This window comes from Micromonospora rosaria, assembly GCF_001567585.1.
GTDB lineage: Bacteria > Actinomycetota > Actinomycetes > Mycobacteriales > Micromonosporaceae > Micromonospora > Micromonospora rosaria.
In genome coordinates this window covers 1-10,818 of sequence record NZ_LRQV01000186.1, presented here as the reverse complement: position 1 = coordinate 10,818, position 10,818 = coordinate 1, and the positions used below count along the sequence as shown (strand labels likewise).

The 10,818-nt window shown below is 75.6% G+C and carries 9 protein-coding genes; 6 read left to right on the top strand and 3 right to left on the bottom strand.

Features of this window, described 5'->3' with window-relative positions; all coding sequences use genetic code 11:
• The first annotated feature begins 69 nt into the window (after nucleotides 1–69).
• From AWW66_RS29475 to AWW66_RS29455, 5 genes are read left to right on the top strand one after another with little or no spacing between them, the layout of a single operon-like run.
• Nucleotides 70–999 carry a hypothetical protein gene (locus AWW66_RS29475; protein ID WP_067373245.1) on the top strand — a complete coding sequence of 310 codons (930 nt, stop codon included), beginning with the start codon at nucleotides 70–72 and terminating at the stop codon, nucleotides 997–999.
• The gene (locus AWW66_RS29470) at nucleotides 996–2,153 is read left to right on the top strand and encodes an acyl-CoA dehydrogenase family protein (RefSeq protein WP_067373242.1); all 1,158 of its coding nucleotides are present in this window, start codon (nucleotides 996–998) and stop codon (nucleotides 2,151–2,153) included. The genes AWW66_RS29475 and AWW66_RS29470 overlap by 4 nt, the downstream gene beginning before the upstream one ends.
• The gene (locus AWW66_RS29465; protein WP_067373239.1) at nucleotides 2,137–3,105 is read left to right on the top strand and encodes a 4'-phosphopantetheinyl transferase family protein; all 969 of its coding nucleotides are present in this window, start codon (nucleotides 2,137–2,139) and stop codon (nucleotides 3,103–3,105) included. Before AWW66_RS29470 ends, AWW66_RS29465 begins: the two co-directional genes overlap by 17 nt.
• Nucleotides 3,102–3,524: a hypothetical protein gene (locus AWW66_RS34070; protein ID WP_157528117.1), complete on the top strand. Its 423-nt coding sequence runs from the start codon at nucleotides 3,102–3,104 to the stop codon at nucleotides 3,522–3,524. The genes AWW66_RS29465 and AWW66_RS34070 overlap by 4 nt, the downstream gene beginning before the upstream one ends.
• 2 nt (nucleotides 3,525–3,526) lie before the next feature.
• Complete coding sequence (locus AWW66_RS29455; protein WP_067373233.1) at nucleotides 3,527–4,918, top strand: MFS transporter; 1,392 nt, start codon at nucleotides 3,527–3,529, stop codon at nucleotides 4,916–4,918.
• A 390-nt stretch (nucleotides 4,919–5,308) separates the two neighbouring features.
• Here AWW66_RS29455 and AWW66_RS29450 read toward each other — a convergent pair whose 3' ends face one another.
• Nucleotides 5,309–6,859, bottom strand: a complete 1,551-nt coding sequence (locus AWW66_RS29450) for a glycoside hydrolase family 43 protein (protein WP_245648541.1) — start codon at nucleotides 6,857–6,859, stop codon at nucleotides 5,309–5,311.
• 50 nt (nucleotides 6,860–6,909) lie between these two features.
• The gene (locus tag AWW66_RS29445; RefSeq protein ID WP_067373230.1) at nucleotides 6,910–7,881 is read right to left on the bottom strand and encodes an acetylxylan esterase; all 972 of its coding nucleotides are present in this window, start codon (nucleotides 7,879–7,881) and stop codon (nucleotides 6,910–6,912) included.
• 475 nt (nucleotides 7,882–8,356) lie between these two features.
• Between AWW66_RS29445 and AWW66_RS29440 the strand changes: the two genes are divergently transcribed.
• Nucleotides 8,357–9,790, top strand: a complete 1,434-nt coding sequence (locus AWW66_RS29440; RefSeq protein WP_067373227.1) for a glycoside hydrolase family 10 protein — start codon at nucleotides 8,357–8,359, stop codon at nucleotides 9,788–9,790.
• Between the two features lie 34 nt (nucleotides 9,791–9,824).
• Here AWW66_RS29440 and AWW66_RS29435 read toward each other — a convergent pair.
• Nucleotides 9,825–10,818: LacI family DNA-binding transcriptional regulator (locus tag AWW66_RS29435; protein WP_067373224.1), on the bottom strand; the 994-nt coding region annotated here is incomplete at its 5' end.

Here is a 10,818-nt window from a genome sequence, read left to right as displayed (position 1 = left end):
CCCGGCGTCCCCGCCGCCCGGTCCCGCCGCGGGCGTCTCCCGCCCGCGCCGTACGAGGGAGCTGACGCGATGACCGTCACCGCGAACCCGCCGACCCGGGTACCGACCGTGCCCATCCCGTCCGGGGTGCCGACCGTGCCGGCGGCACCGACGCCGCCGGCCGCCGACGCCCGCCGGTACCGGCCGGTGGCGTACGCCGACGGGCCGGCTGCCGCGCTGCGCCTGCTGCACGCCACGACCAGCCCCGGCGTCCTGCCGGTCGGACCCGGCGGGCACGCCCTGGTGCCGGCCGACATCGAGGCGGCCTGCGACCGGTACGCCACCGGGGCGGGCCCCCGACCCCGGGCCGGGGTCCGGCACGACCTGCTGGACCGCGTCCCGGTCGGCGCCGACGCGCTGATCGCGGTGCGGGTGCCCGGGGGCGGGCCGCCGCCGCACGACACCTGGACCGCCGGGCTGCTCTGGCTGCGGCTCGGCCTCGCCGAACGGAGCCTCGCCCACGCCGTCGCGCACCTGCGCGGCCGGTCCGTCGCCGGCACCGTCACCCTGAACCTGCCGATGGTGCGGGGGATGGTCGCCGACGCCGCCGCCGGTCTCGCCGAGGCCCACGCCCTGCTGGAGACCGTCACCTGCGCGGCGACCTGCGCCTGCGCGGCCCGCTGCGCCTGCGTGGCCGCCGCCACCTGCCCGGGGGGGTGCGCCTGCGGCGCGGCCTGCACCTGCGGTGCCGGCTGCGGCTGCGCGGACGGCTGCGGCTGCGCCAGCACGGCCACCTGCCGGGCCGGCTGCGCCTGCCCGGGTGGGTGCTCCTGCGGGGCCACCCCGCGCGACGGCACCGCCTGGACCCGGGCGCACCACGCCCTGGACGAGGCCGGCCGGGTCTGCCTGCACCTGTTCGGCGCGGTCGGGTTCCTGGCCGACGGGCCGGGCGCCGAGGTCCGGGCCGCCGAGCTGCTGGCCGACACCTATCCGCCACCGACCGACCTGGAGGCGTCGTGACCACCGAACACCTCACCGACCTGCGGGCGGTGGCCCGGGAGTACGCCGACGTGCTGCGGGCGTCCGCCCTGGACCTCGACCGCGACCCGTCGCTGGCGGCGGCCCTGCTGGACCGGGGTCTGCCCTGGCGGCAGCTCGTCGGCCTGCCGGCGGAGTACAACCCGGATCCGCTGCGGGTCCGGGGCCGCCCGGTCCACCTCCAGTCGTGCGTGGAGCAGGTGACGCTGCTGGAGGAGCTGGCGCGGGCCGACGCGGGCGCGGTGCTGGCCCTGCCCGGCCCGTCGATGTCCGGCTTCGTCATCGCCGAGCTGGCCGACGCCGACCAGCGTGACCGCTACTGGTCCACCGTGGCCGCCGCGCCGACCTGGACGTTCTTCGGCATGACCGAGCCGGCGCACGGCTCGGACCCGGGCAGCATGGGCACCACCCTGCGGCCCGCCGACGGCGGCGGCCTGCTGCTCGCCGGCACCAAGCGGTACGTGGGCAACGGCGCCCGCGCCCGCCTCGGGGTGGTCTTCGCCCGCCGCCACGCCGGCCCGCTGGGCGTGCTGGCGGTGCTGGTCGACACCGACCGCCCGGGCTTCACCGCCGTGCCCCTGCCCACTCTGGGCCTGCGCGGGCTGCAACTGAGCGAGCTGCGGATGGCCGAGGTGCCCATCGCCGACGAGGACGTCCTCGGCCGGCACAAGTCGGCCACCCGGCAGGGCATGTGGGCGGCCACCCGGACCTTCAACCGCTACCGCCCGGTGGTCTCCGCGCTGGCCCTCGGCGTCGCCCAGGCCGGGTACGACCTGGTCGTCGCCGAGCGCCGGGACCTGCGCACCGGGGAGCGGCACCTGCTCGCCGACTGGGCGCAGCGGCTGGCCGGTACCCGGGCCGTGGTGCTGGCCGCCGCCCGGTCGGCCGACCGGAACCCGGGCGACGGCACCCTCGCCTCGGCGGCGAAGGTCCGGGCCACCCGGCTGGCCGAGGAGATCACCACCTCGGCGGTGCGGCTGCTCGGCCCCGGCGCACGCTGGGACCACCCGCTGCTGGACAAGCTCGTCCGGGACGCGCGGGCCTTCGAGTTCATGGAGGGCACCGGCAACATCCAGCGGCTCACCCTGGCCCAGGGCTACCTGCAGGGACGGCTCGGCGATGCCCGCGCGGCCTGACCTGGCGCCGGCGGCCCCGCCCCCGCCGACCGGGGTGCCCCCGCCGCTGGGCCAGGCTCCGCCCCTGGGCCAGGCTCCGCCCCTGGGCCAGACGCTGCCCCTCGGCCAGCCCCTGCCGCTGGGCCAGCCCCCGCCGGCCGATCTCGGCCCCCCGCCGGGCGCGGACATCTGGCACATCGGGCTGGACGTCGACCCCGAGGTGGTGGACCTGGTCGCCACGCTGCTCGACGCGGAGGAGCGACGGCGCGCCCACCACATGCGCGACCGGCTGGCCGCGCAGCGGTACGTGCTGGCGCACGCCGCGCTCCGCACCGTGCTGGGGCAGTACCTGGGCACCTCCGGGTACACCCTGCACTGGGTCCGTGGCCCCAACGGCAAGCCCCGCTTCGACGGCGAGTGGCGGCGGTGGCAGTGGAGCTTCAGCCGCTCCGGCGGGCACGCCCTGCTCGCCGTCTGCCTCGCCGACCCGGTCGGCGTCGACCTGGAGCAGATCGCCCCGGCCACCTCGGCGCTGGCCCTGGCGACCCGTTTCCTGCCCGCCGACGAGGCGGCCACGGTCGCCGCCCAGGCCGACCCCGCCGGCCGGCGGGCCGTCTACCACCGGCTGCTGTCCCGCAAGGAGGCCTGCGTCAAGGCCAGCGGCGGGCGGCTGCTGGACGGGCTGCGGCTCGGCGTGCTGATGTCCGGCGTGGTCGAGGGGACCGGTGTCCTGACCGGACAGCGGTGGGTGCTGCGGGACCTGCCGGCGCCGCCCGGCTACGTCGCCGCGCTGGCCACCACCGGCACCCGGCTGGGCCGGCTGCGGATGTTCGAGTGGGACTGGCGGCCCTGGCACGGCGGCGAAGATGCCGGCCGGCTGCCCGGTGAACCGCCGGGGCGGCGGCCGGGGGAAACCTATCGTTTCGGACACGGCAGTCCCGTGATCGCCAGCGGCCCGAGGGGGAGCCAGTGAGGTGGAACCAGCGTCAGCCCGACCCGGCGGCCTCCGGCACGGTCCGGGTCCGTTTCACCCCCTCGGACGTACCGGTGCTCACCTCCTGCCCGGCCGACCGGACCGCCGCGGTCCGGGCGGCGGGTCGGGCGCTGGCCGGGATGGGCCGCTCGTACCTGGGCGGGCATCTGGAGATCAGTTCCACCGCCGCCGACCGGGGGACGGGGCCCGGTGAGCGGCTGGCCACGGTCCGGGCGGTGGAGAACGTGCTGCGCGGCGGGTGCGGGTCGGTCCGCCACCCGTCGCCGCAGCGCTGGGCCGCACCGGGCACCTGCCCGGGGAGCCCGACCTGCCCGTGCCCGCCCGTACCCCGATCCACCGCAGCGCGACGACCCGCTCCGCAGCCCGGTGCGGCGCGTCCCGGAGACAGTGAGGCGTAACGATGAAGCAAGCTGACCCGGCCGTGGCCGGCCCGCAGGCGGCGATCCAGTGGCGGAGGGTCCTCACGCTGACCGTCAGCCAGGGGCTGTCGCTCACCGGGGACTACGTCCTGCTGGTGGCGCTGGGCTGGACCGCCGTGCAACTCGGCGGCGCCGGCGCGATCACCACTTTGATGCTCGCCGGCACCATTCCCCGGGCCCTGACGCTGATCTTCGGCGGGGCCGCCGCCGACCTGCTCGGCCCCCGCTTCGTGCTGCTGCGGACCACCTCGGCGCGGGTCCTGCTGCTGGCCGGCGGCGCCGTGGTCACCCTGACCACCGGCTGGTTCTGGCCACTGGTGGTGATCGCCGCCCTGGAGGGGGTGCTGCTCGGCCTGGCCAGCCCCTCCAGCAGCAGCCTGATGCCCCGGCTGGCCAGCGGCGACCAGTTGGCCCGCGCCAACTCGCTGTTCGCGATGGTCACCCGGATCGCCCCGATCGTCGGCTCGCCGATCGGCGCGTGGATGATCGCCACCGGGGAGCTGTGGCACGTGATGGCGGCGGTCTCGGTCACCTGCGCGATCTCCTTCGTCGGCGTGACGGTGGTGACCCGGGGGATGACCGGCGGCACCCGGACGCCGGGGGAGAACCTGCTGCGCCGCTCCGGCGACGGCCTGCGGCTGCTGCGCACCTACGGCCGGCTGCGCTGGCTGTTCATCTGCGCCTTCTGCCTGGACATGGCCTTCGGTTGGCCGATCGACGTGGCGCTGCCGCTGCTGGTCGACGGGCGGGGCTGGGGGGTGGCCTCGGTCGCCGTGGTGGTGGTCGCGTTCAGCTCGGGTGCGCTCGCCGCCGGGGCGCTCGGCGCGTTGCTGGCCCACCGCATTCCGCTGGTGGTGCGGCTGGTCGTCAGCGGGGCGGGGATCGGGATCGGCATCCTGCTGATGGCGCTGATGCCCTCGGTGGTGGCCCTGGCCACGGTCGGCGCCGCCGTCGGGCTGATGGCCGGGCTGAACGGTCCGGCGATCGTCACCGTGTACCAGCAGGCGTCGCCGAAGGCCCGGATCGGCACCGCGATGTCGATGCTGACCCTGGCGAGCATCGGCACCACCCCGGTCTCCATCGTGGTCTTCGGCGCGCTCTCCGCCGTCATCGGGATCACCGCCACCTGGCTGGTCTGCGGCCTGGTCGCGCTCGCCGCCCCGGTGGCCGCCGTGCTGGCCCTGCGCCAGCCGGTACCCACCGAGGAGCCGGTACCCACCGAGGAGCCGGCGGCGACCGACGCGACGCCGGCCCCGGCCACCGGCCGCGACCCCGGCCCGAGCAGCGTCGCCCCGGCCCCCGTCGCCCCGGGCCCCGAGGGCGCCGACGAGCGCGCGGAGCGGCCCCTCGCCGCCGCCGGACTGGGAACGTGACGCCGCCGGCCGGCGGACGGGATCCCGCCGGCCGGTGACCCACGGAGCGCGCCGCCACCGACCGGTGGCGGCGCGCTCCGTCCGTCCCGGCGTCGCCACCGCGACGGTCGCGGGCCGTGCGCGGTGATGGTTCCGAGGAGCCCGGGGACGACGGCCTCCGCGCCTGTCGAGCTGACTCGTTGACGACATCACCCGGCGATCGGGGTGGTCGTCGGACGGGCGGCGCGACGTGCCGTCCGCACGGCGTCGGGTCACCGGCCTGACGACCCGACGGAGGGTGAGTCGTCGACGACATCAGCTCGACAGGAAGCTGAAGGGTGGAACCGCCCCGGACGGGAGGGCGGCGGCGAGCTACCCGCCCGATCCCCACCGACCTGTCCGCATGGCTCGCTACTCGTCGGCGGCCGGTCGGGGCCGGTGGTCGAACCAGTCGAAGGCGACGCTGCCCTCGGTGGCGTACATGCCGATGACCCGGCCGGTGAAGCCGGCGGCGACCTCGGTCGACAGGTACCGGCCGTCCAGTTCGGCCAGCAGGGTGGCGCTGGCGGGATCGCCGCCGACGAGGAATCCGATGGTGTCCGGGCCGGCCGCGCCCACGCCGGGGCCCCCGGCGGCGAGCTGCTCGGCCGAGGTCACCGACGGGGGCAGGACGTCCGTGGTGCGGATGTCGACGGTGAGGTCCACCGGCCCGGCCGCGACGGGCTGCTCGGCCACGCACTGGCTCAGCGGGCCGATGCGGGCGAGCACCCGGACCCGGCCCCCGGCGACCTCCAGGTCGTAGTGGTGGGCCTCGTCGATCCGGACGGAGAGCCCGCCCCGGCCGGTGCCCGGGTCGAGGCGCGCGGTGATCCGGCAGTCGGGATGCTGCTGCCGCCGGCCGACGAGGGTGGCGCCGGGGCGGTCCAGCGTCGCGCCGGTGGCGTGCAGGGTCAGCCAGCCCGGCCGCTCGGTGAGCGACCAGGAGCCCGCCGGGCGGACCCGGGGCGAGATCCAGGCCGGGGCGAGCGTGGTCGCGTCGAAGTCGTCCCGTGGCGGCGGGGCGGCGGTCGGCGTCCAGCAGGCGGGTGCCTGCTCGCGGAGCTGGACCGGGTCGACCTGCGGCCAGCCGTCCACCCACCGCACCGGGGCCAGGAACGTCTCCCGGCCGAGGACGTGGTACAGCGGGGTGTGGCCGCGCGGGCGGGTCCCCAGCAGCACCATCCACCAGGTGCCGTCGGGCGCCGACACCAGGTCGGCGTGGCCGGTGCTCTGGATCGGCCGGTTGGTGCTGCGGTGGGTCAGGATCGGGTTGGCCGGGGCGGCCTCGAACGGCCCCCGGGGGGAGCGGGCGCGGGCCACCGAGACCCCGTGCCCGCGTTCCGTGCCGCCCTCGGCGATCACCAGGTACCACCAGCCGTCGATCCGGTACAGGTGCGGGGCCTCCGGGTACTGACCGCCGCTGCCCTGCCAGCCGGGGTACGGTCCCTCCAGCACCGTGCCGGTCGCCGGGTCGATCCGCGCGACGTGCGTACCGGAGAAGGTGCACCAGCAGGAGCCGTCCTCGTCCCAGGCCAGGTCGGGGTCGATGCCCGGCAGGTCCAGCCAGACCGGGTCGGACCACGGGCCCGCCGGGTCCTCGGCGGTGACGAGGAAGTTGCCCCGGTGGACGTTCGTGGTGATCAGCCAGAACCGGCCGTCGTGGTGGCGGATCGTCGGGGCGAAGATGCCGCCGGAGGCGGTGGAGTCCGGCGGGATCGGTAGCTGCTCGGGCCGGTCGAGGGCGTTGCCGATCTGCCGCCAATGCACCAGGTCCCGGCTGTGGAAGACGGGTACGCCGGGGACGTACTCGAAGCTGGAGCAGACCAGGTAGAAGTCCTCGCCCACCCGGCAGACGCTCGGGTCGGGGTGGAAACCGGGCAGCACCGGGTTGTCGTAGTGGGGGATGTCGCGGGGCAGGGGCAACAGTGGCTCCTTCGGTCGGAGGGGGCGCGGCCGGGTCGGGGTGGGACGGGTCAGCCGGGGTGACCCAGCCGGGCGCGGAGGAACGCCAGGGCGCGGGCCTCGTCGTCGATGCCGCCGCCCTCGTGCCCGTTGTACTCCCAGACGATCATCTCGCGGGGGCCCTGGTACTCGTGGTAGGCGGCGTACACGGTGGACGGTGGGCAGGTCGCGTCCATCAGGGCGACCGAGAAGAGCGCCGGCGCGGTGGCCCGGCGGGCGAAGTTGACCGCGTCGAAGTAGGACAACGTGCGGTGTACCCGGGCCACGTCGTCGCGGTGCACCCGCAGGTAGTCGGCGATCTCCCGGTACGGGTACCCGTCGGTGATCCGGGTGGCGCGCGGGAAGTCGCAGAGGAACGGCACCAGGGAGACCACGGCCGCCACGTCGGTGCGCAGCCCGGCGACGGCGATCGCGGCGCCGCCGCCCTGGCTGACGCCGAAGACCGCCACCCGGTCGGGGTCGACCACGTCCAGCGCGCGGGCGGCGTCGACCGCGCGCACCGCGTCGGTGAGGAACCGCCGGTAGTAGTAGTCGGCCGGGTCGCCGATGCCCCGGGTGATCACACCCGGCACCGCCGGCGGGGCCACGGCGGGGTCCGGCGTCTCGCCGATGCTCCACCCCGAGCCCTGCCCCCGGGTGTCCATCTGGAAGTGCGCGAAGCCGGCCGAGGCCCAGAGCAGGCTGGCCAGGGCGTGTCCGCGCCCGCCGCCGTGGGCGACGTACTGCACCACGGTGGGCAGCGGACCGCTGGCCCCGGCCGGCACCCGCAGCCAGGCCCGGATGTCCTGGCCGGCGTACCCCCGGAAGGTCACGTCGTAGGTGACCACCGTGGTCAGTCCGGTCGGCACCTCGCGCAGCCGGACGTCGACGTCGTGGCTCGCGGCCTCGGCGAGGGTCCCCGCCCAGAAGTCCGCGAAGTCCTCGGGCAGGGTCTGCGAGCTGCGGTAGGTGGCCAGTTGCTCGACGGGAAGGTCGGTCAGCACCGGGGGTCCTCCAGGGGTGGGCGGGGTGGCGGCGGCGCGGGCACGGTGTCCGCGCGGGTCCATGATGCGCTGTCGGCGGGGCCCCGGGACGGGCGGGCGGCCGGTCGTCCGGAACCGAAAGTTTCGGAGTCGTCGGCCTCGCAGGGGCGGCGGCGCTGGTCCATCCCCGGGCGTGCCGTACCGACCCGCGACCTGTCCGGCCGGTGGTCGCAGCCGGGCGGGGAGGGTCGGAGAAGCCGAAACTTTCGGTCCTGATTTCAGGGGTGTCCCTCGATATTCAGGAATCGGCAGGCGTTGAACTTTCGGGGGTGTTTCGATAACGTTTCCGATCGGAGGGCATCGATCCCTGTGGTGTGCTGGCAGTACGGCACCCCTGACGTGGCGGCCGGGCGGCCACGGCGGGCGGTGGGCCGCCACCGTTCGGGCGAGGGGCGAGGCGACTCCTTCCCACCACAGCATCCGAAAGGCGAACGCCATGAAGCACGTGTCCGCCCGCGCCAGCGGGCGATGGAGCGCCGGGGCACGCCGGCGTACCGCACTGGTGTCGGTCCTGGCCGGCGCCGCCGCCGTCGCCGCCACCGTGATCTTCGCGCCCACCGCCAGCGCCGGGACGACGCTGGGCGCCTCGGCGGCGGAGAAGGGCCGCTACTTCGGCGCGGCGATCGCGGCGCACAAGCTCTCCGACTCGACGTACGTCGGCATCCTCAACCGCGAGTTCAACTCGGTCACCCCCGAGAACGAGATGAAGCTCGACGCGACCGAGCCGCAGCAGGGCGTCTTCACCTTCACCAACGCCGACCGGATCGTCAACCACGCCATCGCCAACGGGATGGCGGTGCGGGGCCACACCCTGGCCTGGCACTCCCAGCAGCCCGGCTGGATGCAGAACATGTCCGGCACCGCCCTGCGCCAGGCCATGCTCAACCACGTCACCCGGGTCGCGTCCTACTACCGGGGCAAGATCCACTCCTGGGACGTGGTGAACGAGGCGTTCGCCGACGGCAGCACCGGCGCCCGGCGCGACTCGAACCTCCAGCGCACCGGTGACGACTGGATCGAGGCCGCGTTCCGCGCCGCGCGGGCCGCCGACCCGGGCGCCAAGCTCTGCTACAACGACTACAACACCGACAACTGGACGCACGCCAAGACCCAGGCGGTCTACAACCTGGTCCGTGACTTCAAGGCCCGGGGCGTGCCGATCGACTGCGTCGGCCTCCAGTCGCACTTCAACCCGAACTCGCCGTACCCCAGCAACTACCGCACCACGCTGTCCAGCTTCGCCGCCCTCGGGGTGGACGTGCAGATCACCGAACTGGACATCGAGGGCTCGGGCACCACCCAGGCCAACACCTACCGCAGCGTCGTCGCCGACTGCCTGGCGGTGGCCCGCTGCACCGGCATCACCGTGTGGGGCATCCGGGACACCGACTCCTGGCGGGCCAGCGGCACCCCGCTGCTCTTCGACGGCAACGGCAACAAGAAGCCGGCGTACACCGCGACCCTGGAGGCGCTCAACGCCGGGGGCACCACCACCCCGCCGACCACGCCGCCCACCACCCCGCCGACCACCCCGCCCACGACGCCGCCGACGACGCCGCCGACCACCCCGCCCGGCGGGGCCGGCTGCTCGGCCTCGGTGTCGGTGAACCAATGGACCGGTGGCTTCGTGGTCACCGTCCGGGTCACCGCGGGCTCCGGCGGTACCCAGGGCTGGGCCGTGAGCACCACCCTGCCGGGCGGTGCGGCGGTGACCAACGCCTGGAACGCGCAGGGCAGCGGCACCACCGGCAGTGTCACCTTCCGCAACGTCGCCTACAACGGACAGTTGGGCGCCGGCGCCAGCACGGAGTTCGGCTTCCAGGGCACCGGCACCGCGCCCACCGGTACCCCCACCTGCACGGCGAGCTGAGCCCCACCGCGTACCGCGACCGACCCCGGCCGTCTCACGGCCGGGGTCGGTCCGCTGTCGGGGGCGTCTCGGGCGGCCGGGGCGCCGGCGGCGGGCCGGTCGACTCGCGGATCACCAGCCGGCACGGCTGCCGGATCACCCCGGGCGCCGACCGGCCGTCGAGCGCCGCGAAGAGGTGGGTCACCGCCGTGGCGCCGAGCTGCTCCAGGTTGAGGTCGACGGTGGTCAGCGGGGGACGGCAGTCGGCGGCGAAGACCTCCCAGTTGTCGTACCCGACGATGGCGATGTCGTCGGGGACGTGGCGGCCGAGGTCGCGGACCGAGTCGGCGACGCCGGTGGCGATCTGGTCGTTGCCGCAGAAGATCGCGTCCACCCCGGGGTCGGCGGTGAGCAGCATCCGGGCGGCCTGCCGGCCCCACCGTTGGGTCCACTCGCCGTACAGCGGGGCTCCACCGGCCAGCGGGAGCCCGTGGTCGTCGAGCACCGCGCGCAGCCCGGTCACCCGGTCCCGGGCCGCCCGGTAGCTCTGCGGCCCGGTGATGTGCCCGATCCGTCGCCGACGCAGCCCGACCAGGTGGTCGGCGGCGAGCCGGGCGCCGCCCTCGTCGTCGGCGAGCACCGACAGGTCGCCCGGGTCGGTGGACTCGCCGTAGACGTAGACCACCGGGACCGGGATGTCCCGGGTGAGCGAGGGACGCAGGTCGTTGCTGTCGCCGAGGACGATGAAGCCGTCCACCTGCCGGGCCAGCAGCTCGCGGATGTAGTGCCGGCGCCGGATCGCGTCGCCCCGGGCGTCGCAGAGCAGCACCGACATCTGCTCGTTGCCCAGCGCGTTCTCCGCGCCGAGCAGGATCGGGATGGAGAGCCGGCCGCCGAGCTCGTCGGTGAGCAGCCCGATGGTCCTGGTACGCCCGGAGATCAGGCCCCGGGCCAGGACGTTCGGCCGGAACGACAGCTCGGCCGCGGCGTCGAGGACCCGTTGGCGGGTGGCCGCGGCGACCTCGCCCCGGGCGTTGATGGCCTTCGAG

Coding starts and splice junctions, on each gene's coding strand:
- AWW66_RS29475 (WP_067373245.1), top strand. CDS start 70: ATGACCGTCACCGCGAACCCGCCGACCCGGGTACCGACCGTGCCCATC.
- AWW66_RS29465 (WP_067373239.1), top strand. CDS start 2,137: ATGCCCGCGCGGCCTGACCTGGCGCCGGCGGCCCCGCCCCCGCCGACC.
- AWW66_RS29455 (WP_067373233.1), top strand. CDS start 3,527: ATGAAGCAAGCTGACCCGGCCGTGGCCGGCCCGCAGGCGGCGATCCAG.
- AWW66_RS29440 (WP_067373227.1), top strand. CDS start 8,357: ATGAAGCACGTGTCCGCCCGCGCCAGCGGGCGATGGAGCGCCGGGGCA.